Annotated in this window: 25 protein-coding genes; 15 read left to right on the forward strand and 10 right to left on the reverse strand. The window is 43.9% G+C overall.

Annotation, left to right across the window (positions count from 1 at the left end; all coding sequences use genetic code 11):
• The first annotated feature begins 5 nt into the window (after positions 1-5).
• The gene (locus tag DFP77_RS04895; protein ID WP_114411156.1) at positions 6-248 is read left to right on the forward strand and encodes a DUF1127 domain-containing protein; all 243 of its coding nucleotides are present in this window, start codon (positions 6-8) and stop codon (positions 246-248) included.
• 150 nt (positions 249-398) lie between these two features.
• Positions 399-665, forward strand: a complete 267-nt coding sequence (locus DFP77_RS04900; RefSeq protein WP_114411157.1) for a YrhK family protein — start codon at positions 399-401, stop codon at positions 663-665.
• 130 nt (positions 666-795) lie between these two features.
• Here DFP77_RS04900 and DFP77_RS04905 read toward each other — a convergent pair whose 3' ends face one another.
• The 5 genes from DFP77_RS04905 to DFP77_RS04925 all read right to left on the reverse strand — a co-directional run bounded on the left by DFP77_RS04905 (position 796) and on the right by DFP77_RS04925 (position 5,383).
• Positions 796-1,440, reverse strand: coding sequence for a Cap15 family cyclic dinucleotide receptor domain-containing protein (locus DFP77_RS04905; RefSeq protein ID WP_114411158.1), 645 nt, complete (start codon positions 1,438-1,440; stop codon positions 796-798).
• Entirely contained in the window at positions 1,440-2,339 is a 900-nt protein-coding gene (locus tag DFP77_RS04910) for a nucleotidyltransferase domain-containing protein (protein ID WP_114411159.1), read from the reverse strand. Before DFP77_RS04910 ends, DFP77_RS04905 begins: the two co-directional genes overlap by 1 nt.
• Before the next feature lie 85 nt (positions 2,340-2,424).
• Positions 2,425-3,603: a Swt1 family HEPN domain-containing protein gene (locus DFP77_RS04915; RefSeq protein WP_114411160.1), complete on the reverse strand. Its 1,179-nt coding sequence runs from the start codon at positions 3,601-3,603 to the stop codon at positions 2,425-2,427.
• Between the two features lie 156 nt (positions 3,604-3,759).
• Entirely contained in the window at positions 3,760-4,866 is a 1,107-nt protein-coding gene (locus tag DFP77_RS04920; protein WP_181858494.1) for a PIN domain-containing protein, read from the reverse strand.
• A gap of 64 nt (positions 4,867-4,930) precedes the next feature.
• Positions 4,931-5,383 (reverse strand): GNAT family N-acetyltransferase, encoded by a 453-nt coding sequence (locus DFP77_RS04925; protein ID WP_114411162.1) that lies wholly within the window; start codon positions 5,381-5,383, stop codon positions 4,931-4,933.
• Positions 5,384-5,722: 339 nt separating this feature from the next.
• Here DFP77_RS04925 and DFP77_RS19525 point away from each other — a divergent pair, with 339 nt between their 5' ends.
• The gene (locus tag DFP77_RS19525) at positions 5,723-5,887 is read left to right on the forward strand and encodes a hypothetical protein (RefSeq protein ID WP_181858495.1); all 165 of its coding nucleotides are present in this window, start codon (positions 5,723-5,725) and stop codon (positions 5,885-5,887) included.
• Between the two features lie 304 nt (positions 5,888-6,191).
• On the opposite strand, the gene xdhC is transcribed toward DFP77_RS19525, so the two are convergent.
• The 3 genes from xdhC to xdhA are packed head-to-tail and all read right to left on the reverse strand — an operon-like array spanning position 6,192 to position 10,892.
• Complete coding sequence (gene xdhC, locus DFP77_RS04935; RefSeq protein ID WP_114411164.1) at positions 6,192-7,058, reverse strand: xanthine dehydrogenase accessory protein XdhC; 867 nt, start codon at positions 7,056-7,058, stop codon at positions 6,192-6,194.
• Positions 7,055-9,400 carry a xanthine dehydrogenase molybdopterin binding subunit gene (gene xdhB / locus DFP77_RS04940; RefSeq protein ID WP_114411165.1) on the reverse strand — a complete coding sequence of 782 codons (2,346 nt, stop codon included), beginning with the start codon at positions 9,398-9,400 and terminating at the stop codon, positions 7,055-7,057. The genes xdhC and xdhB overlap by 4 nt, the downstream gene beginning before the upstream one ends.
• On the reverse strand, positions 9,393-10,892 hold the full coding sequence (gene xdhA / locus DFP77_RS04945) for a xanthine dehydrogenase small subunit (RefSeq protein ID WP_114411166.1): 1,500 nt from the start codon (positions 10,890-10,892) through the stop codon (positions 9,393-9,395). Before xdhA ends, xdhB begins: the two co-directional genes overlap by 8 nt.
• A 240-nt stretch (positions 10,893-11,132) precedes the next feature.
• Between xdhA and DFP77_RS04950 the strand changes: the two genes are divergently transcribed.
• From DFP77_RS04950 to DFP77_RS04975, 6 genes are all read left to right on the forward strand, one after another.
• Positions 11,133-11,441: a cupin domain-containing protein gene (locus tag DFP77_RS04950; RefSeq protein ID WP_258861069.1), complete on the forward strand. Its 309-nt coding sequence runs from the start codon at positions 11,133-11,135 to the stop codon at positions 11,439-11,441.
• A gap of 349 nt (positions 11,442-11,790) precedes the next feature.
• Positions 11,791-12,786, forward strand: a complete 996-nt coding sequence (locus DFP77_RS04955; RefSeq protein ID WP_114411167.1) for an ABC transporter substrate-binding protein — start codon at positions 11,791-11,793, stop codon at positions 12,784-12,786.
• Between the two features lie 4 nt (positions 12,787-12,790).
• Positions 12,791-13,594 carry an ABC transporter ATP-binding protein gene (locus DFP77_RS04960; RefSeq protein WP_114411168.1) on the forward strand — a complete coding sequence of 268 codons (804 nt, stop codon included), beginning with the start codon at positions 12,791-12,793 and terminating at the stop codon, positions 13,592-13,594.
• On the forward strand, positions 13,572-14,363 hold the full coding sequence (locus DFP77_RS04965) for an ABC transporter permease (RefSeq protein WP_114411169.1): 792 nt from the start codon (positions 13,572-13,574) through the stop codon (positions 14,361-14,363). Before DFP77_RS04960 ends, DFP77_RS04965 begins: the two co-directional genes overlap by 23 nt.
• A 53-nt stretch (positions 14,364-14,416) precedes the next feature.
• The gene (locus DFP77_RS04970; protein ID WP_114411170.1) at positions 14,417-14,893 is read left to right on the forward strand and encodes a nucleoside deaminase; all 477 of its coding nucleotides are present in this window, start codon (positions 14,417-14,419) and stop codon (positions 14,891-14,893) included.
• A gap of 103 nt (positions 14,894-14,996) precedes the next feature.
• A complete protein-coding gene (locus DFP77_RS04975) occupies positions 14,997-15,983 on the forward strand; it encodes an isopenicillin N synthase family dioxygenase (protein WP_114411171.1) in 987 nt (328 codons plus the stop codon).
• 89 nt (positions 15,984-16,072) lie between these two features.
• Here DFP77_RS04975 and uraD read toward each other — a convergent pair whose 3' ends face one another.
• Positions 16,073-16,594, reverse strand: coding sequence for a 2-oxo-4-hydroxy-4-carboxy-5-ureidoimidazoline decarboxylase (uraD, locus tag DFP77_RS04980; protein ID WP_114411172.1), 522 nt, complete (start codon positions 16,592-16,594; stop codon positions 16,073-16,075).
• A gap of 197 nt (positions 16,595-16,791) precedes the next feature.
• Here uraD and uraH point away from each other — a divergent pair, with 197 nt between their 5' ends.
• On the forward strand, positions 16,792-17,157 hold the full coding sequence (uraH, locus tag DFP77_RS04985; RefSeq protein WP_114411173.1) for a hydroxyisourate hydrolase: 366 nt from the start codon (positions 16,792-16,794) through the stop codon (positions 17,155-17,157).
• A gap of 294 nt (positions 17,158-17,451) precedes the next feature.
• Complete coding sequence (gene hpxO, locus DFP77_RS04990; RefSeq protein ID WP_114411174.1) at positions 17,452-18,630, forward strand: FAD-dependent urate hydroxylase HpxO; 1,179 nt, start codon at positions 17,452-17,454, stop codon at positions 18,628-18,630.
• 42 nt (positions 18,631-18,672) lie between these two features.
• On the opposite strand, the gene DFP77_RS04995 is transcribed toward hpxO, so the two are convergent.
• Positions 18,673-19,389, reverse strand: a complete 717-nt coding sequence (locus DFP77_RS04995; RefSeq protein ID WP_258861070.1) for a FadR/GntR family transcriptional regulator — start codon at positions 19,387-19,389, stop codon at positions 18,673-18,675.
• Positions 19,390-19,640: 251 nt separating this feature from the next.
• On the opposite strand from DFP77_RS04995, the gene DFP77_RS05000 reads away from it, so the two are divergent.
• The 4 genes from DFP77_RS05000 to DFP77_RS05015 all read left to right on the forward strand — a co-directional run bounded on the left by DFP77_RS05000 (position 19,641) and on the right by DFP77_RS05015 (position 23,712).
• The gene (locus DFP77_RS05000) at positions 19,641-20,774 is read left to right on the forward strand and encodes a mandelate racemase/muconate lactonizing enzyme family protein (RefSeq protein ID WP_114411175.1); all 1,134 of its coding nucleotides are present in this window, start codon (positions 19,641-19,643) and stop codon (positions 20,772-20,774) included.
• Between the two features lie 60 nt (positions 20,775-20,834).
• Positions 20,835-21,830: a TRAP transporter substrate-binding protein gene (locus tag DFP77_RS05005; protein ID WP_114411176.1), complete on the forward strand. Its 996-nt coding sequence runs from the start codon at positions 20,835-20,837 to the stop codon at positions 21,828-21,830.
• A gap of 86 nt (positions 21,831-21,916) precedes the next feature.
• Positions 21,917-22,432 carry a TRAP transporter small permease gene (locus tag DFP77_RS05010; RefSeq protein ID WP_114411177.1) on the forward strand — a complete coding sequence of 172 codons (516 nt, stop codon included), beginning with the start codon at positions 21,917-21,919 and terminating at the stop codon, positions 22,430-22,432.
• The gene (locus DFP77_RS05015; protein WP_114411178.1) at positions 22,432-23,712 is read left to right on the forward strand and encodes a TRAP transporter large permease subunit; all 1,281 of its coding nucleotides are present in this window, start codon (positions 22,432-22,434) and stop codon (positions 23,710-23,712) included. The genes DFP77_RS05010 and DFP77_RS05015 overlap by 1 nt, the downstream gene beginning before the upstream one ends.
• The last annotated feature ends 42 nt before the right edge of the window (positions 23,713-23,754 follow it).

Genomic DNA, 23,754 nt, shown 5'->3' on the forward strand with positions numbered 1-23,754 from the left:
ACACCATGAAAACGTGCATATCAGAAGAAATGAACAACCACGAAAACAGCCAGCTAAACGTAAGCCAATGCTGTAAAGCCACATTAGATAATCTGAAAGAAAAACCATGGAAAGCGATTATCAAGAAAATCGCTCATAACTGGCGTACAAGAAGCAGATTGAACCACCTAAACGAAGCGCAACTGAAAGATATTGGCCTGACGGCTGCCGACGTGGATCACGAAGTTAGAAAACCGGTTTGGAAGTGAGTTATAAGGAGTGAAAAAGGGTGTTTTATGATGAAACGCCCTTTTATGTATAAATAACACCCCGTAACTGAATAATATTTTGGGTTTAATCCCAATTCCTTTTGCTTTATCGTCATCTCCCCTATGACAACCTCAGCAAAGGAGAAAAGCGTGAATCAAGACAACGAATGGGATCTAGATATTGGACAAGAGCATTTTGTCGTACAACGCCGATACGAAGCTCTAGGCGCATTCAATGACGTATTAATTGCTGTGTGGTTCTTGATCGGAAGCTTTTTTTTTCTCAATGACTCACTGGTCGAAAGCGGAACATGGTTGTTTATCGTTGGCAGCGCCCAGCTAATCATCAAGCCTTTAATCAAATTAACGAGTTTAATTCACGTGGGCAGGATAGCGCCTACGAACAATCAAAAATAACAGCGTGTGAAGGGGGCAAAGTAAAATTAAACTCCCCTTCTATTTTTAGTCGCTGTTTTTTCGCTACCTTAACCTGTCAGGAGCGTATTCCATTTTTTAAATTTTAACTCTGACCCCAATTATTTAAATTTTAACTCTGACCCCAATTATTGATTTCACGCTCTGCCTGCTCATATGTGCTATATAATTTCTCTACACGACCAACCAATTTCATTCCACCTTTGGTTGCCCTATCTGTCCAATAATGTCCTTCAAGTTCTTCGACTGGAGAACCATGAATTTCTAGTGCGAAAGAGCCATGATGTATTTCGCTTCTTACACCTTGCAATTCAATTTTGGGTTCATTTCGATAAACACCAACTAGCTTGAACAGATCTTCATCCTCTTGCTGTTCTATACTGTGAGCCACCAACACAGATCTAGATTCCTTTGTCATCAACCTCAAACTAAGAAAAGTTAACGACTGCCTGATGACTGCATATCCATAGATTGGTGCGATTCCTTCACCAGTTTCAGGGTTTATCCAGCTACTTTTCAATTCAACTTTCCACGTTCCCCTCAAGTCTGGTCTTTTAACATACCAACCTTTAAATACTTTCCATGACCACATGTATTTGTTGAAAAAGGTTACAAATAGAGTTATGACACCAACTACTGTACCAAATGGTTTTACAAAGTCCGCGCTGAGTACAGGCATGCCTTGAATCCATAGAGCAAGCAACCAAACCGCGATCGTGAGACCAATAAATGTTGAAATATGAAGTCTAGTTAGCATTATTCGAAACCTATGTAGTCCCACGCATCACTTAAGAACTGATGAGCACTCTCTCGTGTCCATGGCTGTGAGCCCCTGAAAAGATATTTCAATTCATTTACTTCGCCCCATTCAGAACACTTTTCGTTAGATAAAGTATTGTTGAACAGTTCTGCGAGAACCGCCCTAACCATTGGCTTAAAAGACTGATATTGAAAACATGCGTTTGATGCGTTGAACACCAAACACTCAATGAGAAAGCTCGGTGCATCTTTTGCTGATTGAACTCCATTTGACGCCATTTCATTCGATAACTTTTTTAAGACCCGAACAACTCTTTTGTACTTTCTAGAGGTGGCGTCGTTTTTTGAAACTCCATTTTCGTAATGCTGCTCCGGCCAATTTTTTACCCTAGGCGGGTCATAATCATCAGGAATCATTTCTACGCCGGAATGATAATAGGTTGTGGTTACATATCGGCGATGTTCAAAAAATGCTGCTACATCGGACTCTACGCGATAAGTATTCGCTTTGATATCAAAGGCTTTACTACCACGCGTAACCGCTGCCCTTCCAAATCTAGCTACAAGCGCCTCTTCAAGTTCGCTTTTAAAAGTCGCGTATTCATAAGTAGCAGGGACAAAGCTTTTTGCGAGTTCCAATTTTACGTTGTCATCAGGGTATTCAGGAAAATATGTATCGAAGCAGAGGACACCCACATCTACATCACTGTCCTGCCTTACATTAACTCTGTTTCTGTAAGAACCTTGTGTAAATACTTTGATATTCCTATTTTTTAACTTATCACTCGCCTGAATGGCCTGCCTTATCTGCCTCTCGGCATTTTCCGCCCGCTCTTGCTCGGTTTTACCTGGACCTTGCGACCAAGTTGTAAATACAGATTCCCAATCCCTACTCATGAAATTACTCCTAACCTGGGAAAGCAACTAACGCCGCAATCACGCGCTTGTCGCGTGCATTGTTTTGTTAGCGCTTACTGTTGCATCAAAACGGAATTTCCACATCAGAAATCGTGGAAGGCATCCATGGATACTGATTTGAACCAGAAATAAAGTCAGACTCATAATGCGCACGAGTACCCCAATATTCTACTTCTGTAGCCGCGACAATTGGGGTACTCATGTTCCCGAGCGAAACCGACCAATAACGACTTCCGTCACTTCTATTGTTCACGCTCGCGGAAGCGCTCTTAGTCTCAACTAAGCTTCCTCTCGCCAAATGGTCCTGCTGGAGAAGATCCGTTTCTTCGTCGACGGTTAATACTACATCGTTTAACGCCTCTACGATGAACTCTAGGTTATTTGTAAGCGTATCCTTGGAAAAGACGATGCTAACTTCCTTCGTGGTTTTTATGTCGAAGTTTTCGTGTTGACCTCCCCACATTCCCCCCTCTGAAATGTAAATACAATTATCCCTTAAATGGGGATACTTCTGAAAAAGCTGGTCTGTTCTGAAGTTTCCGAGCTTGTAGGAGCAAAACGTTTCGCCATACTTAGTTTTTTGCAAGGTTGGAACTACGTATCCGATACACACTCGGACCCATTCTTCGTTCTCGCTGTGAAACAGCGACACCTTAATATTTTCGCTTCCTATTGGTTTTATCTGCTTGTACCATTCATACTCAGTATTTGTTGGAACAACTGTTGTGATGGATGTGATTTGCACTAAACACGTTTCTATCTCAATCAATACATGCTTAGTGTTTTGCTTTATCAGATCTATATCATCTTCCTTTATCGGCCTAAAGTGGGCCAGTGAATTTCTGACCATTCCTATTTCTTTTAGCTTGGTGGCCACAATAGCTTTAGACGCTTTAAAGTAAGATGCAAAATGTTTCCAGTATGCATCTGAAATTATGATATCGATAAGTTCTCCGCTGTTTAGATAAAGCATAGGCGACGAAAGCTCATAACCCAGATAAGCATGCTCTTTAGCTTTTGCAATTCTAGATTTGGTTTCGCTCTTTATTGTTCCGCCCGTCGATATGGCTGCCTCCGACCATTTCTCTTTAAATTCTTTTTTCAATACTATATAGACAAATACTCTTAGTGCGTTTTCAAAACGAAATAGGACGTTCAACGCCTCGTAATAATAGAGGTGCAGCCAACGCTCTGGGATCTTGACGAGTCCGCCTTCATGCTTTTCGGGCTTTTTCCACTGCATTTAAATCCCCTTTTCGTTTTATTGAACGCTAACGCCTCATTCAGAGGCAATAAAATAGCTGGTTAAAATTGGCGAGGCACGAGCAAAAACCAGCTGTTTTTTGTCCTGCTGAAATGACTTGTTATATCACGGCAGCACCTAACTGATCTTTTGCTCTTATTCACCACTTAAATCTAAATATTTGACACTAATCGTTTCACTATTTTCTTCATTTAGTTCAAATGCAGAATCTGTAAAATCTAATTCTGAAACTTCTGCATTTGCCCTAATACCATCCATGTAATCAATATTTACATAAGCTGAAAACACTTCAGTGTGCTTTTTCACAATATCGTTATGCAAGACAAACATATAAACTTTATCTTCAGGATCCCATGGTGAGCGATCGTAATCAGCAATTGAATAGTGAGCTTTTAGGACTATTTCAAAGTCAATTTCATACTCAACATGTTCATCTGAAACCGAAATTATGTTTTTGTGATTTATACAAACAGACTCAATATCTATTTGGTAAATTTCATCATCGAACTCATTTGCTTCGTCTGAGTAAAACTCTGATGAGCTAATTATCTCTCTGGCGCTTTCAATTAAATTTTCTTCTAGCTGTTCAAAAATACTGTCTGCAAATTTTACAGGCTCTTTTAATTCCTCTTCTTTCCTAACAACCAAATCTAATAGGTCATCAACTCTCTTTAGATGAATCAAGTTATCTAAAGTGTCAGCATATTTTTCCATATCTCCATCATCACTGATGACGTATAAAGTATGCCCACGCTCTCTACTTACTTTGCCTACAGCTTCGAGCACAAATGCGTCAGGAAATTCAGATTTTTTATTTGCTCCTCCAAATGGAGGTTCAGAATTAAAGTATTTGTCGAAAACAATTGAGGCATCTACATTTTTTATATCTACAATTTCAGCTGAACTCTTATCAAGAAACTCTTCAAATTTTTCTAAAGCAATTTTATAAACATCTTCGGCTTTTACTTTCTCGAAAATGCCGTGACAAGCTAGTTCGGGTGTATTCCTTAAGAACATAGCTTCTTTTTGTATTTTCTTTATAGCTCTTGCCGATTCTTCTGCTTTTGATAATAAATGAGCTTTTATTTCATTGATCGTAATTTGTGTAATAAGGAGGTGAAGTCTTTCAGATTCAAGAAAGTCACAAAGCTTACCTAGAGCATGCTCATTGAATTGGTAGTTTTTACTCTCATATGCTGAAGTATCAACAAATACCAATCTACTTTCTAATTCAGTGCTCATGAGTTTCCTTAGTGATATAACGCTTAAAGCTGCGGCGGTGAAACCGTCCGACAGACTTGCCTTGTTAGCCTTTTACATACTTTTTCATATAAACGCGGCTATATCCACTTTCATGTATGCGATCAAAAATATCGTAACCTATACGTTGATAGAGGCTTATATTCTCATTCATCTTTTCGTGAGTATATAGTTCGACATAGTCAAACTTTAATTCTCTAGCAGTTTTTTCGGCTAATTGAAGGAGAGCTTTACCATATCCCTTGCCTTGAGCCGAAGTATGAATTGCTATATTTTCGAGCAAAAACTTCCCCTTTGAAATAACTAAAACTAAGACACCGACTACACCCAACTCAGAATCTTCTAAGACATAAGTTTTATGGCTCTCGATTGCTTTATTGTAATCAGCAAGCATTGGGGCAGGCTTAATACCTATGCGATCTATATAGTGCATATAAGCTGATTTAACACTTTCTTCAATGCTTTTCTGGTCACCTTTGCATGCAATTCTTATTTTCATAAATCACTTCTAGTCTTTTAGGCTAACATTTTAATAGTGCGCATGCTCGTTTAGACAATTTCAAAACTGTCCAAAAAACCTTATAAACAATTGAATAATAAAAATTTTATAAAGCTATTCACAAAAGTGAAAACTGGAAAAACGAGCGTGCGCGTTATTCTTTTTATCCACAGCGCGTTATTTCTGTTGCGGATATTCTTATTCATTGATACTAAAAGACTTTCTAACCAGCCACCAGTAAAAACACGCACTTTTTTGATTATTTTTCAGACAAAACGAGCCAGAAATCCGAATAATGAAAAATAAACTGTATATTCACGCAGTTTACAACGGTTGGAAATGGTGATTGATGCGGTGCAAGACAAACGCCAAAGCGAGGTCAAACGGCAATCTAAAACAGTAACGTCGAGTGATGGTGTTTGGTTTGCTCGCATATCCAGTGGAGGTCAGAGACAATGGATCCCCGCCTTCGCGGGGATGACGGCGGATCGTATGACTTTATAGTAGCGCGACAAACGCCAAGAGCTAGGTCAAACGGTAATCTATAACAGTAACGTCGAGCGGTGGTGTTTGGTTTGCTCGCGTCTACAACGGAGGTCAGGGTCAAAACTCCGAAGAGCCAAAGTAATAACCCCTCCCTCGCCCTCCCCTTGGAAGACATAAGGGGAGGGAATAATTACGTTGATGCGGAGCAAGGCGAACGCCAAGAGCGAGGTCAAGCGACTTTAACCGCCGCTAAACAAGCTAGAATTGAAAAATGACATTCCTACGAGGTAGGCGATAGTTTCGAGGAAGGAATGTCATTTCTTCAAGTCTCTGCGACTGAGTCACTTAAGGCGTTGTTGATTTCTTTCCAAGTAAGTCCGCTGCCCTTTTTGGCTTCGTCTTTGGTTTGGGTGATTTGGATAATTTGCCCTGCGATGGAGATGGCGATTTCGAAGGGTTTCTTGCCTGCGATTTCGTTTAGTCCCACTGGGCAATGTACTGAGTCGATTTCCGCTTGGCTAAAGGAAGCGCTGACGAGGCGTTTTTTGAAGCGTAGGGCTTTGGTTTTCGAGCCGATTAAGCCGATGAATCGGCAGTCTTTTCGATCTAACAAGGCTTCCACTAGCTGATAATCCAACGCGTGGTCGTGAGTCATAACTAAGGCGATTTCGTTATAGCTCATGTGGTCGATGTGTTCCAACATGGATTCATACAAAAAGGGTGTGACGTTACTCGGTAAGCCTTGGATGTTGTGGTCTTGTGAAAGGTTCTCACGGCTGTCGACCCACGAGATTTTCGCCTTCATGTTGCCCAATACATTGACCAAGGTGGTTGCGACGTGTCCCATTCCAAAGATAGTGATCTTTGTAGCGGGTTCTGGGAAGTACTCTAGCAACACGCTAACCGTGCCGCCGCAACATTGATTGGTTTTGGCGGCGAGAGGAAAGTTTTCCAGCACATGAGAAGGCGAAGACGCATCTTGCAACATGGCACGGGCTTTTTGGCAGACAGCGTATTCCAGCTGTCCACCGCCGATGGTGTCGAAGCTGTGTTCCTCGGTGATAATCATCTTGCTGGATGATTCCCGCGGCGCAGAACCTTGGGTGCCAATCACGGTGGCGATCACCCAAGCCTGCCCTGCTTTTTCCACTTCCTGTAATGCCTGTACCCAGCTCATAGAAGACATCATAGGCTGACTTCCCCACCTGTTTTGTGATTTTGCGCCGCTTGCATGGCGTAAAACACCGCTTCTGGCGTGGCTGGCACGGACAATGGAGGCGAGATTTTATGGTCTGCCATAGCTGCACAAGCGTCTTTTAATGCACACCAAACGGAAATCCCCAGCATGAGTGGCGGTTCGCCCACAGCTTTAGAACGATAAACAGATTCTTCACTGTTAGGACGGTCGAACAATTTAACATTGAATTTTTCTGGAATATCCGCCGAGGTTGGAATTTTGTAATTAGCAGGGCTGTTGGTGGTGATGCGACCTTTATCATCCCAGCTTAATTCTTCTGAGGTGAGCCAGCCCATGCCTTGTACAAACGCGCCTTCGATTTGTCCTATATCCAAATCTGCGTTTATCGAATCCCCTACGTCGTGCAAGATATCCACTTGGGTAACTTTGTATTCGCCGGTAAAAGTATCGACTATCACTTCAGACACGGCCGCGCCATTGGCAAAGTATAGGAAAGGTCGGCCTTTGGCGGCTTTGCGGTCGTAGCCAATCTTCGGGGTTTTATAAAACCCGGTAGACGATAAAGACACGCGGTTCATGTACGCCAATTTAATGAATTCAGGGAAGCTCATTGTCTCGCTGCCTAGAATCACTTGATCGTCTTCAATAGCAAAGGCATCGGCGGCGATGCCGAAGTGTTCCATAGCGAATTCTTGCAAGCGGCTTTTGATCGTCAGTGCGGCGTCTAGCGCTGCCATGCCGTTCAAATCCGTTCCTGCTGATGCGGCGGTTGGTGATGCGTTTGGCACTTTGTCAGTACGAGTAGAGCCCACGTTGACGCGTTGGTAATCGATACCAAACGCTTTGGCGACAATTTGCGCTACCTTGGTATAAAGCCCCTGCCCCATTTCCGTTCCGCCGTGGCTCACATGCACACTGCCATCTGTGTAGATATGCAGCAAGGCGCCACCTTGGTTTAAGTGTTTCGAGGTAAAGGAAATACCGAACTTAACAGGCGTGAGCGCGAGCCCTTTTTTGAGGAAAGGATTCTGCTTATTGAAGGCCTTAATCGATTCACGGCGAGCTCGATAATCTGAGCTGGTTTCCAGTTCTTCAATCAATGTCAGCAACACATCGTCATCGACTTTTTGCCCATATGGCGTGGTGTCTTTATTCGCTTGATAACAATTCAGCTTGCGAATGTCTAAGGAATCTTTGCCCACGGCGCAGGCGATTTCCTCAATGACGTTTTCCGCTAAGATCACGCCTTTTGGCCCACCAAAACCACGAAATGCGGTATTGGAAACTGTGTGGGTTTTACCACGATAACCACTGATACGTGCGTTTGGTAGAAAGTAAGCATTGTCCGCATGGAACATAGCACGGTCGACGACGCCGTCTGACAAATCAGCGGTACAGCCACATTTGCCGACCATGTCGTATTCTGCCGCGATAATTTCACCCTCATTGGAAAAGCCAACTTCGTAGCTGTTCCAGAAGTCATGGCGTTTACCGGTTTGTACCATGTCATCTTGGCGCGGCATGCGATATTTCACCGGACGACGATTGCGCACAGCGAGTACCGCCGCCATACAGCCCAGCACCGCTGCTTGCGATTCTTTGCCGCCAAAGCCGCCGCCCATACGTCGTACTTCAACAAGTACTTGTGCCACAGGCAAACCCAACACACGCGCCACCAGCTTTTGCACTTCGGCAGGATGCTGAGAGGATGCAAATACTTGCACGCCGCCATCTTCATTAGGCGTTGCCACACTGATTTGCCCTTCCAAATAGAAGTGCTCTTGGCCCTTGATGTATAAATCGGATTTAAGCTTGTTCGGCGCGCTTTCCAGTGCGCCTTTGGCATCACCACAACTGATAGTGTGAGTCGGTAAAACGAACTCTTGGCGCTCTAACGATTGGCGAGGATGCAAGGTCGCTTCTCGCGTTTTGTACTCTATCTCAGCCAAAGCAACGGCTTGTTTCGCCGCACGTAAGCTGGTGGCTGCAACGGCAAAAATTGATTGCCCAATAAAATGCACAAAATCGCCAGCGAGTAGTAAATCGCCACTTAACACAGGCGACACATCCACTTCCCCGGGAATATCGGCCTGTACAATCACATCGACCACGCCTGGATAAGCACGTACTTTGTCTAAATTGATCGACACAATATCCGCATGGGCTTCGGTCGATAATCCCGTCGCTACATGCAGTTCATTTGGCCATTCTGGCATGTCGTCGATGTAAACAGCTTGACCTGTTACGTGCTTGATCGACGATTCATGAACGGGCAAAAGCCCCTTTTTAAAAGCTTTTGTGTCGAGAGTGAAATCTTGTGGAAGTTTACGCATGAGTGCTGCCCTCCGAACCGGTCGATAAAATGGAATCGCTGACAGCGTGACCGGAGAAAGTCACCACCTCGGTGCCATTTAGTTCCAACCAGGCTTTGCGAATCAGGTTACAGGCCATATCCAAACGGTATTTCGCGCTGGCACGCATGTCGCTCATGGGTGTTAACTCGTTGCGTAATGCGTCGATGGCTTGGTTTAAGGCTTGTTCGTCGTTAATGGCTCTGTCAGTCAGCGCTGCTTCTGCTTTTAGTCCACGAATCGGCGTAGCCGCCATGCCACCAAATGCCAAGCGCACATCGCTTAACTTGCCGTTATCGACTTCAAAGCGAACCGCCAACATCACGCTGGAAATATCGTCTTCCATGCGTTTAGACACTTTATAGAAACGATGAAACTGCGCGAGCTTATCGAGCGACAAATCAAAGGATGCGATCATTTCATCCTTCGCTAATTGGGTTTGTTTGTAGCCTTGGTAGAAATCATTGATATTTACCGTTCTGGTACTGCCGTCTGTTTTCAGCAATTGAATATCGGCATCAAACGCCAATAATAAAGGCGGTAAATCGGCAATAGGTGAGGCGTTCGCGACGTTGCCGCCAATCGTGCCGCGGTTACGAATTTGTCGAGAGGCAATTCTGCTCAGCAAGCCATGGATCTGTGGATAGAGTATCTTACTAAAATCTTCCAACTCACTGTAAGTCACCGATGCGCCTATGGTTAAAGTGATGGCACCAATGTCCAGCGTTTTGAGTTCAACCACGCTAGATACGTCAATTAAGGTATCAAAATCACGATAGCGCTGAGTGTTTTCTAGCATCAAATCCGTACCACCGGCGATCAAGGTAGCGCCTGGATTCGAGGTTAATGCCTGAGCAAGTTGTTCTAAATTGGTAGGTTGCAGATAATTGCTTTTGGCATTCGCCTCGGCTTGTAGGTTTTCAAGCAGACTTTTAATGCCTTCGTTTTTACTCATCAGCTCAATAAAAGGTGTCTCTTTTGCTTCTTGCACCTTAATCATAGATAAACCAGCTTCGATGATTGGACGATAGCCAGTGCAACGACACAGGTTACCAGAGATGGCATCGCAAACTGCTTCACGATCAATCGGCTGGTCAGCGTTCTGTTTATTTTCGTATAACCCTGCCAAAGACAACACAAAACCCGGTGTACAAAAGCCACACTGTGAACCATGAGATTCCACCATGGCTTGTTGAGCAGGATGCAACTCATCCACCTTGGACAAATATTCAACAGAGACAACATGCTTGCCCGACAAGGATTGCACTGGCGTAATACATGAATTGAGCGTTGAATAAGTCAACTCGCCGTTTTCTAACGCACCAACAAGAAGCGTGCATGCACCACAATCTCCTGATGCGCAGCCCTCCTTCGTTCCGGTTAATCCACGCTTTTCTCTTAGATAGCGCAAAGCAGTAAAGTCGCTAGGGAGCGTGTTATCGTCGATGAGCTCATCGTTTAGTATAAATTGCAAAGCGCTCTCCTTATTTAAAATGATGTTAGCAATGATAGCTTAAATGCAAAAACCTGACCAACCGTACAAACTTTTAATTTGAAGACTATTATGATCTCTTGAACAATTGATATTACAAGGCACAGAATAAATGTGTTTGACCTAAAGAGGAATTAGATACAAAAAACAAAAATTGCTCTAGAAAAACATACAAATGAGTTTTATTATCATTTATAGATTCATCGTAAGGATATGAAAGTAATGAGTATGGATAAAATTAGTATCAATGAGCAATTCTCTCTTCTTAAAGAAGAATGGGCACCAAAAATCATTGCCGAGTCCAATGGGCAATCGGTACGCATCCTAAAAGGGACAGGAGAGTTAGGCTGGCACAAACATGAAAACGAAGAGAAAATAATCATGGTATTCAAAGGCCAACTGACATTAAAGCTCAAAGAATCCAACGACATCACCCTTGAGACAGGCGAAATGTATGTCATGCCAAAAGGCGTCGATCACTGCCCAGTCGCACAAGCTGACACGCACTTCATGATGATAGAACCATCTTAGTACGCACTCCGAAGTAAACATCAAACATAAGTCCAGAACGACAAAGATACAGTACCTCCAAAAATTTAGGTCTGAAATATGACCTAAATTTTGTCTAAAAAATAAAACAAAGAGCCTCAGGCTATCGCCTATCAAGTCTGTTGATATCGCACCATTTTGTTTCATTTTTTCTTTTCGAATCCTTCCCTGTCTTATCACCAAAAGTCTTCCACTTTACTTTTTAATATTAAATTCAATCACTTAAAAAATTAAATACGTCCTCTCCACAAACATGGAACAAATGTTGCTACATACATTTAATATGAAACAAGCGGGTCTTTATCCCCTATTAATTGTATGGAGTATGCTTATGAAAACGGCAAAGAAAACAGCAATTCGATTGACTCTTTTAGCCAGTCTCATCTCAACCACCTCTGCCATGGCAGCAGATCAGGTAACGTTTCAATTAGACTGGTTACCAGGTGGTGATAAAGCGCCCGTTTATGTAGGCATCCAACAAGGTTTCTTTGCTGACGAAGATTTGGAAGTTAAGATCGCCAGTGGTCGTGGTTCCACGGATGCATTAACTAAGATGGCCACTGGCCAATCGGATATTGGCAGTTCTGATATTGGCGCTCTGATGGCAGCTAAGGCGCAGGATAATGTGCCCGTTGTAGCGGTTTATCCTTACTTCACGCAAGCACCACACGCATTTTTCGTATTGAAAAGCAGCGGCATTAAATCGATCAAAGATTTAAAAGGCAAAAAAGTCGCTACCTCTCCTTTCACTTCATCCAATGCTTTCTTGCCATTGGTATTAGAACAAAATGGTTTGAGTGAAGACGACATTAAATTAGTGAAATCCGATCCGGGTGCCCTAGCGCCAATGATGATCACTGGCAGTACAGATGCCATTATCGCTTGGGTCACCAACACCGCCCTGTATGAGTCGCAAGCAAAAGGCGCAGGCAAAGAGCTGATCGAAATGCCTTGGTCAAATTCTGGTTTGTCACTTTATAGTTCCTCTGTCTTAGCCTCTGAAAAATTCTTAGAAGAACGCCCAGATGTCGCTAAACGCTTCATCAAAGCTTTCGCGAAATCCATTGAGTTTACTTATGCCAACCCAGATCAAGCGGGTGCTGACTTACACAAAATGGTACCAGAAGTAGACGCCAAGATTGTCTCTGCACAAATTAAGAGCATTTATAACTTGGTGTACAACGACGTCACAACACAAGACGGCTTCGGTAACTTCACCGACGCGCGTATTCAAAAAACATGGGAATACGTAGCGCAAGCCAATGGTGTATCTGTGGATGCAATAGACCCAAAAACCGCAGTGAACAACAGCTTTAAGCCGGAGTAAGGGTATGGAAGATAAAAATACGACGGATGGCAACAAATCCGCCTACGTTAGCATGAAAAAAGTGGGTCATAAATTTGACCCACGCCCAGACGCGCCCATGGTTGTGCAAGACATTGACCTCGACATCCACCGCCACGAATTCGTTGCAGTGGTTGGGCCTTCTGGTTGTGGTAAATCCACCCTATTGCGCATGGTGGCTGGCTTACTGATTCCTTCTCATGGTGAAGTGTCGGTCTTTAACCGCCCCGTCACCGAACCGCGTGATGATGTGGGCATCGTGTTTCAAAAAGCCAATTTATTGCCATGGCTAACGGTACGTAAAAATGTGCTGTTTCCACTGAAACACAAATACGGCCGCTATTCCCCTAGTGATGAAAAGCGCGCAAACGAGTTACTGGAAATGGCAGGCTTGACCCAGTTTGCTGACAAGATGCCAGACGAATTATCTGGCGGCATGCAACAGCGTGTTGGCATTGTGCGAGCGCTTTTGCTCAACCCAGACATTCTTTTGATGGATGAACCCTTCTCGGCATTGGATGCGTTAACTCGTGAACAAATCGGTTTCGACCTGCTCGATATCTGGAAGAAGAACCCAAAGACCGTGCTGTTTATTACTCATTCTATTAGTGAAGCTGTGTTGTTATCGGATCGTATCCTCGTCATGAGCAAACGCCCTGGGTCGGTGCTGGATTTGATCGAGGTGGACTTACCTCGCCCCCGTTCTTCACAAACCATTAACTCCCCTCGTTTTGCAGAGCTAACCGATATAATCAGAGGCTATATTTATGAACCAAACGTACCAGCCTAAAACCTGGCTCGGCCAACAAGCCAACCGCTTCGCACCGGGCTTATTCTTTATCGGCCTAGTGCTGTTATGGGAATTAATTTGTCGATTTGGCAATGTGCCAAATTACATTCTGCCCTCTCCAGCCGCGATATTCATGGCGTTTTTTGATGTGGAGTTTTCCCGCTGGCTTACGCACCTTTGGGCCACGTTACGAGTTGCACTAATGGGCTTTGGTCTGTCTATTCTCATTGCGATTCCATTGTCGATTGGCATGATGCGTTCCGAGTTGATGAACCGCGTGCTGTATCCAGCTTTGATCGTGATTCAATCTACGCCTGTAGTCGCTGTTGCGCCTTTGATCATCGTCTTGCTGGGTACAGACGATCCATCTCGCGTGCTGATCACTTGCTTAATCACCTTCTTCCCTCTGGTGGTATCCACCACAACGGGCATGTTGGAAACGCCACCAGAAATGATCGAACTCAGCCAATCTTTGCGTGCTCCACGATATCGTGAAACTTGGCAGATCCGAATTCCTTATGCGATTCCACACATTTTTAGTGGCCTTCGTGTCTCTATCACCTTGGCGATTATCGGCGCTGTGGTAGCAGAGTTCGTCGCGGCAGAAGAAGGCTTGGGCTATTTCATTCAGTTTTCCACCTCGTTCTTTAAAATTCCACAAGCTTTTGCTGGGCTAATCTTCTTGTCGGTTATCAGCTTGTTGCTGTTTAAATCGATCCAGTGGATTCAGGCGTGGTTTTTCCCGTGGAGCCTTCCTAAGAAGAAATAACTTACGATTATTGTGCTCATGACATCGTAAAAATCTTAATAACAGAGACAGATATGACATTAAATACAAAAGACACAGACTTTCTACGTCAAAGCTTCGCACTTGCGGATGAAGCCAAACAACAAGGCATCCACCCGTTTGCGGCGATCTTAGTCGACGATGAAGACAATGTACTAATGACGCAAGTAAACGGCTACTTGCCTGATTTCGATATGACGGGACACGCCGAGCGCAAATTAATGACTCGTGCGAGCAAGGCGTATCGCCCTGACTTTTTAGCGAAATGCACCATGTACGTTTCCGCCGAGCCTTGCGCCATGTGTGCAGGTTCTGCCTATTGGGCAGGTTTAGGACGCCTTGTGTATGGATTAAGCGAAGACAGCTTGAAACAGATCACCGGGAATCATCCAGAAAACCCAACTTTGGCTTTGCCTTGTCGCACCGTATTTGAATCGGGGCAACGAAAAGTAGAAGTGATTGGGCCTTGCCTTGAAGAAGAGGCAGCAAAATTGCATGAAGGTGTTTGGTAATACTAATTAAGCAATAGAAAACAATCGGAGTAGAAGCAGTCAGATGTATTTCTTTTGAAGTGCATCAGGTCATTGCTCCATTTTCCACTAGGAGGAGACCATAATGACTGATTCATATTCATTGGAAGAGCTACAACGTGAAACCACGTTTGGTGGTGCAGGCGAAGACACCAACGACCGAGAAATTCGCATTATCGATATGAGCGATTTTGAAAATCGCCGAGAAGAAATCACCGAGCAGCTTTGGCTAGCTGCCACCGAGATTGGCTTTTTCCAATTAAGTAACCACGGTATTGATCCTGAAGAAATAAAAGCGGCCTTTAAAGAGTCCGAGCGTTTCTTTAGCCTTCCAGAAAGTATTAAAAGCAAATACCCAAGGCCCAAAAGCGTCAATGCGGGCTGGGAAAGTCGCAGCCAAATCCGCCCTTCTACTGGCACCAAGGATCAAAAAGAATCCTATCAAATCACCCAATATCACATGGATAATTTATGGCCAACTGAAGAAGAGTTACCAAACTTTCAAGCCAATACGCTGCGTTTTGAAAAACAATGTTGGGAAGTCGGCATGAAAGTGTTGTCTTGCTTTGCGGACAAGCTCGGCTTTGATCGAGACTTCTTTAGCAAAGCCCATGACCCACGTCAGCCAGACTACCAAAGCACTTTGCGCTTGTTGCATTATTACGCCACCGAAGGCGTCACCGAACAAGGCAATATGTGGCGGGCGGGCGCTCATACGGATTTCGATTGTTTGACTTTATTGTTCCAACACGAAGGCCACGGCGGCTTACAAGTTTGCCCCGGTGCCGAAGCAGATACTCAGCGCTGGACCAGCATTCCACCCCTTGGTGGCGTAATCACCTGCAACATCGGCGATATGCTCATGCGCTGGAGCGATGACCAGTTGAAATCCAACTTACACAGAGTTCGCCAGCCAAGAATCGACGAATACTGCGGCAGTCGCCACTCCATCGCCTTCTTTTGCCAAGCCAATAAAACGCAGATCATCCAAGGTCCGGCTAAGCGTTATCAACCTATCAGCGCTGCAGATTTTTTGACGCAACGTATTCAAGCTAACTTTGTAGATAAATAAGCCTACAACTTTCACTTCCCTACTTATAAAAACCGCCATCGACATTTATACATCGATGGCGGTTTTTATATGAATCGGTAGGCGCAATTTCACAAATCCGCCAATCTTAACCCTGCAATTTTATGCACTTCGCTCATGGCGCGGTCAAACTCTGTTTGCCAGTCATTGGGCGTTCTGGCTTCAAAGCCTGCCAGTATCTGATCCTTGGTCGCGCCCTTCACGGCCATGATGAAGGGAAAGCCAAACTTCTCTCGATAGGTATCGTTCAGCTGTAGAAAATGCGCTAACTCTTCTTCTGAACATTGATCAAGCCCTGCTCCTGACTGTTCAGACGTTGAAGCATGAGTAAGCTCACCAGCTAAAGCTGCTTTGCCAGCTAAATCTGGGTGAGCACGTAGGAGTATGAGTTTTTGTTCGTCTGTACTTTGTTCTACGATGTCTGCCATAGTGGCTTTTATTTTATCGATACTGTCAAAATGCTCACTTGGATGCGCCATTTTTTGGCGCCATAGTTCTTCTGCTACCCAGGTGGAATGTTCATAAATACTACTAAATAAAGCGATAAAATCCGCCTCTTCCATTTCACTGATTACAGCTAACGGGTCGTGCATAATAGGACTCCAATCTCTGACGGCTTATACAAAAAAGATCTCTAAACGAATCTCGATAAATAATAAAAACGCTTACTACAGGAACACATGGCACAAATATTGATCTCTATGAAACAATATTTTCAGTACCATTTCACTTATAAAGACACTTACTTGCAAAAAGCAGGCTAGTTTTCAAATTAGATTGAGGTAAAACAATGGGATACTTAACCACTCACATTTTAGACACAACAAAAGGCATCGCAGCCGCTGGCGTTAAAATTGACCTTTACCAGCATACTAATAACGGTCAACGACAGCTGATCAATAGCACGATATCCAACAATGATGGTCGCTGTGATCAGCCCTTATTACAAGCGGATAGCTTCTCTGCAGGCATATATGAGCTGGAGTTCGCCATTGATGAGTACTTTGCTGACTGCTCTAATGAAGACACTCTAAAAGAGGGTCCAAGCTTCTTAAATACAGTAATTATTCGTTTCGGCATCAGTGATGAAAACGCTCATTATCATGTTCCACTACTTGTCTCGCCTTATTCTTACAGTACTTACCGTGGCAGCTAGTCTTAGTTCATTAGGCTTCCAGTTAAGGCTAAACGAGCCAAAATAGAGCAAATGCATATAAAACCGCACCAAGATAAGTCACTTCCTGCCCTATCGGTCAAAGAAGAAAACCAGCCTATTTCTTCTTTGACCTAACACCACAGATTACGCACCCCTCTAAAACAAAGGTTTCACATAAATAAATATAGGCTCATTTGTTTCATGGCATATTTATTGCCATTTACTCCTTTAACAAGACATTAAAAATTCGCTACGACAACACGACAACGAAGCGAAAGATTAAAGGGGAATGGTATGAAAGCACTTATTATTGGCGGTGGTATTGGCGGCATGTCTGCAGCGGCCGCGTTAAAGCAACAAGGCATCGAGTGTGAAATTTTTGAAGCTGTGAAAGAAATCAAGCCTGTTGGAGCAGCGCTTTCTATTTGGTCTAACGGCGTGAAATGCATGAACCATCTAGGTATGGGCAGCATTATGGACGAACTGGGCGGACCAATGCACAACATGGCTTACCACGATGGCTTAACTGGAAGTGTAATGACCCAATTTAGTCTTTCACCATTGGTTGATGCTGTTGGAGAACGCCCTTGCCCAGTATCACGTGCAGACTTACAAAGCCAAATGATCGATTGGTGGGGCCGTGATAAGGTTCAATTTGGCAAGCGTATTGAAAAAGTCGAACAGAGTGACATTGGCGTCACCGCATATTTTACCGATGGAACGAGTGTTGTGGGTGACTTTATGATTGCTGCTGACGGCACGCATTCTGTCGTTCGCGCTGATGTCATTGGTTATCAAACCGAACGCCGCTATGCCGATTACGTGAATTGGAATGGTTTGGTTGAAATCGATGAAAGTATTGCCCCTGCCGATCAGTGGACGACCTTTGTTGGGGAAGGTAAACGCGTTTCTATCATGCCGATTGCCGATGATCGTTTTTACTTCTTCTTTGATGTGCCACTACCAAAAGGTTTAGCAGAAGACAGGAGCACTGTCATTGCTGATCTAACGGGTTACTTTGCTGGCTGGGCTGAACCCGTTCAAAAATTGATTGCAGCCATTAATCCAGAAACCACCAATCGTATCGAAATTCATGACATCGAACCTTTCGACACCTTGGTAAAAGGCAATATCGCCCTACTCGGCGATGCGGCTCACAGCACAACGCCAGACATTGGCCAAGGCGGTTGCTCGGCGCTGGAAGACGCGGTCGTGCTTGGTCAGTGTTTCGCGGATCAATTCAAAGAGAAAGGCAAAACGGTTTCTGGTGTGCTAGCGGCTTTGAAGCAATACGAAGAAGAACGCCGTTTTCGCGTGAAGGATCTTGTACTAAAAGCTCGCAAACGTTGCGATGTTACGCATGGTAAAGACATGCAAGAAACCCAAGCGTGGTACGACGAACTAAGACACGAAACGGGCGAAAATATTATCGCAGGTTTGCGTACGACTATTATTGGCGGGCCATTGGCGTAATGCTAATAAGGCACTAGTAAAGTGATTCCCCCTACTGGGGAATCACTTTCTTGCCAGTTTCAAAAAGCGCTCTCGACTGTTTGTTAGGTGCAAACGCATTGCAGCCCGCGCAGCATAGGAATCCCCTCGCTCTATCGCGGTATATACTTCTTCGTGTTCATGATTCACATGAGACACATCAATACGCTTACGTGGTACTAAACTGTTTTCCATGTGCTGCATGATATCAACAAAGTAATGATTGCCTGCTGATTTGGCGATTAATAAATGGAAGTTAAAATCCGCTGACCCGGCATCTGATACATGCCCATTTCTATCTATGGCTCGCAAGGCATCCAACGCTTTGCGAATTTCCACCAGCTGTTCATCGGTGCGTCGTAACGCAGCCAAACCGGCTATTTCCACTTCCAATCCAATGCGTAACTCCAAAATCTCTACAGCATCGTTGACATAATCAAACGACAGATCCATTGGCCCTTGCCCTTTATTATTTAAAACAAAGGTACCTATACCGTGTTTGGTTTCAACATTTCCTGATGCTTGAAGGCGCTGCAGTGCTTCTCGAACAACCGTTCGGCTAACACCATGCTCTTGCATGATATCAGCCTCTTTAGGCAACTTATCACCAGGAACTAAAACCTTACTTTCAATTTTCTGCAGTATTTCTTGAACCAGTTTTTGCGCCAAATTACGTTGTGGCTTTTGTTCGCGATGGGGCTCATCAACAGAAATTGTGGTCAATAATGAATTATCTTTCACTTTCAGTTATTCCTAACAACCAAAAAGTCATCATACAACATATAAAAGAAATACGGAAAACTAAAAAATAACAAGACGTTAACTATCAAGTAACCACAAAAACATACGATTATAACGTGATAATAACCCGAAAAAGTGATGTCAAACCCCATAAAAAAAATAGTCATCGTACCTCTTGACCAATAACAAACAAGTTGTATGATGTACTACATCAAAATAATTACATCAGATCTAAAGAGATTTTCTTAGTCATGAAAATTACAAAAATAACAATTAGGCGCATTGCTATTCCATTTACGGCCGGCATACGAGACATCGCTCCCGTAAAAGAGGAAGACAAATTCAACGGCGCCTCTCCTAACATTAACAAGATGGAATCACTTCTTATTGAAGTAGAAACCGATACGGGTCTAACTGGCTGGGGCGAAGCGTTCGGACACGCCTCAAACGTCGTTACCTATGCGGCTTTAGAACACCTTGTTGCGCCCATGTTTATTGGCAAAAGCATCGCAGATTACGAACAACACCTCTACGCAGCTAAGCGCGCTCTGCACAGTTTCGGCAGTTCTGGCCCAATGCTTTACGCCCTATCCGCTATCGACATTGCAGTTTGGGACCTTAAAGCACAACAAGCCAAGCAACCTTTGTATCAATTTCTCGGTGGCAAGAGCGGCAAAATCAGCCTTTACGCTAGCCTGGTAAGTTATGGCAACAAACCAGATAAAGTCCGTGAAAACGTCTTACGAACTGCCAATGCTGGCTTCAAAAAAATCAAACTCCACGAAACAACTTATGAAGCCATTGCCACTGCTCGCGGGGCTTTGCCTAATGACGTGGAACTTATGGTTGACGTTAATTGCCCGTGGAGCCTCACTGAAGCTACCGTCAAGGTTACCGAGTTGAAATCGCTTAACTTAAGCTGGGTAGAAGAACCTGTTTGGCCACCAGAAGATGCTGCACAACTTGCCACTATTAGAAACATTGGCGTGCCGATCTCTGCGGGTGAAAACGCCTCTGGCCCAGAAGGGTTTGAGCAACTTTTTAAAGCAGGTGCCATTGATATCGCTCAACCTAGCGTCAGCAAAATAGGTGGTATTACAGGCATGTACGATGTCTGCAAACGTGCCAAACATCACAATATCAAAGTTGTCCCTCACTGTTTCTACTATGGTGCCGGTATGATAGCGACTGCCCATTTCATCGCTGCAACCATGCCTGAAACATCATTAGAAATTCCCTTTATTGAGTTGGCTGATTCCCTTCATCCACTTAATGAATGCCCTGCAACATTCGATCTTGGAAACACTTTTGGATTAGGTTTCTCACCAAAGCCAGAAACCATTGAAAAGTACACTATAGCAAGCTGCTTAATTAGCGATAAATAGCACAATATTTCTTAGCACAATAAAAATAATCTACGCTTAAAGCGTATTTAGGAGAAGACTATGTTCACAAGAAAAACCCTTGCGGCCCTCACTATCACATCTGCTCTTGCTGTCACGCCAGCAGCTTTTGCAGCAAAAATGATTACGGTTGCTAACTTTTTTCCTGATACTCACCCAAACAGTATCGCCCTAAAAGACACCTTCAAAAAAGATGTCGAAAGCCTTAGTAATGGCGAACTAAAAGTTAAAGTATTTAGCAATGGAGTATTGGGCGCAGAAGAAAAGCTTTATAACTCTGTTCGAGGCGGCACTATTAGTATGGCTATCCTCGGTACTATTATGGATAAAGAAGTAGAAAACGTTGGTATTATCCAACTGCCCTTCTTATTCAAAAATTACGAACATGCTCAAACTGTATTAAACAGCGATATCGGTCAGAAATTAGTAAATGATATGGACACCAATACAGGCATGCATTTCCTTGCCTATGGTGTACAAGGTTTCCGAGTGGTTGCCAGTAATCGTGAGATCTCCTCCATGGAGGACTTCAAAGGACTTCGTCTGCGCTTTCCTGGCATCACCAGCATGCTTGAAATCGGCAACAACCTAGGGGCAAATATCACACCTTTGCCTATTTCCGAAGTATTTAGTGCATTAGAGCAAGGTGTTGTGGATGGCGTAGAAAATCCCTACCCAAATATTGTCGCGTCTAAGTGGTATGAAATTGTGAAATACATCACAGAAACGAATCACGTTTTCACGCCAAACTTGTACTTAATGAACAACAAAACCTGGAACGGCTTATCCAAGGAACAACAAAAAGCCGTCTCTACTGCGGCACAAAATGCAGCGAAGCAAGAGTGGAGTTTGTTGATCAAGCAAGAAGCACAAAACAAAGCGAAGCTTGAGCAAGATGGCGTGAAGATCACAGTTCCAAACCAAGACTTCCATACGGCATTAATACAAGCAGAACAGTCTGCTTATGAAAGCTTCTATAAATCACACCCAGAAGCCCGCGATATTGTTCAAGAAATCATTGCACTAGGCGAAAAGTAAGTTTGATAAAGGCGTCTGTATATTCCATATAGACGCCCTTTTTAATATTAAACTTTAATACTGTTTGACCAATTAAGAGCTTCACCATGATGAAAAAGCTATCTCGCTCTGTAGACTTACTTCTGGGAATCGGCATGGCAGGTTGTCTAGCCGCAATGTCTTGCCTTGTTTTCTCGAATGTCGTTCTTCGCTATTTATTCGATTCTGGTATCACATGGTCGGAAGAAATGTCGCGCTACCTGTTTGTTTTTATGATTTTTCTCGGCACCACTCGAGCTATGAAGCTCAATCAACATTTGAACGTCGACATTTTCATAAAGCTTATACCGTTCAAATGGTTAAGAGTCGCACTGCAACTTATCTCTGCTGCCTTAATGATATACGCCCTCTGGTTACTCATCGATGGTAGCTGGCAGCTAGCTAAAATCAATATTAATACCCTCGGACCCGCCACAAATATGCCTTTGTGGTTGCTCTATGCAGGCGCCATGATTATGGGTGCTTGCATGTGCTTGTTTATTCTATTTGGCATTAGACGCTTATTCGAAAACGAACAGCAACAAGACGCTCTCAATAAAAACCATCAAGAAGGAGAAGCATAATGGAGCTGGTCATTTTTGCTGGCGCGTTATTTGGCGCCATTATTATCGGTATGCCTATCGCCTTCGCGCTCATTATGACAGGCATGGCGCTGATGTTTTACATGGACATGTTTAACAGCCAGTTGATTGCAGAAAACCTAGTCAGCGGTAGCAATAATTTCTCTTTGATGGCCATTCCCTTCTTTATATTGGCAGGGGAATTAATGAATGCAGGCGGAATTACCCGTCGAATCATTGATTTAGGCATGACCATGCTTGGTCACAAAAAAGGCGGCATGGGCTATGTAACCATTGTGGCGGCCATACTTTTTGCGTCGTTATCAGGTTCCGCCGTTGCTGATACCGTAGCACTTGGTGCCATATTGATTCCACTCATGGTAAAAGCGGGTTATGACCATAACCGCTCTTGTGGCCTTATTGCTTCTAGCGGCATTATTGCCCCAATTTTACCGCCGAGTATTCCGTTAATTCTATTCGGTGTCACCAGTGGCGTTTCTATCTCACAGCTTTTTATTGCGGGTTTAGCGCCAGGCCTGATGATGGGCGTTTTGCTTATTTTTGTGTGGTGGTACGTAACCCGCAAAGAAGATATCGAATTACTAGAAAAGGCCAGCCTTAACGAGCGACTACATGCTCTAAAAAATGCATTATGGGCACTCATTTTACCCGTCATTATTGTTGTCGGTTTGCGTTTTGGCGTATTTACCCCAACAGAAGCAGGTGCTGTGGCAGCGTTTTATGCGCTTTTTATCGGAATATTCGTGTATCGCGAGCTCACGCCTAAGCGTCTTTATAGTGTATTGGTGAATTGTGCCACATTAACAAGCATTATTATGTTCTTGGTGGCGGCCTCTTCCATCGCGGCCTGGATGATCACCATGGCCGATATTCCTGGTGCCGTGTCCGAATTATTACAACGCTGGAAAGACGATCCAACCACTCTAATGATCATTATCAACATCTTGGTATTAATCATCGGTATGGCGATGGATCTTGCGCCAGTTATCTTAATTTTAACTCCGGTTCTCATGCCGGTTGTTACAGCGGCGGGTATTGATCCTGTCTATTTTGGCATCGTCTTTGTGCTGAACCTGAGTATTGGCTTACTGACACCACCAGTGGGGACGGTATTAGCGGCCATATCAAGCGTCGGCAACACCAGCATGGGAGCGGTTACTAAAGGTATTGCACCTTTCTTATTAGCTCAACTAGCCTTACTTATTGCGTTAATTCTGTTCCCTTCACTGGTCTTGGTACCTTTCCATGCCCTGTATAATTAGCCAATAACGTCTGCTTTTTCAGAAAAAGATGTGGCTTTCTCA

The sequence above is a fragment of the Marinomonas foliarum genome, assembly GCF_003337275.1.
Lineage (GTDB): Bacteria > Pseudomonadota > Gammaproteobacteria > Pseudomonadales > Marinomonadaceae > Marinomonas > Marinomonas foliarum.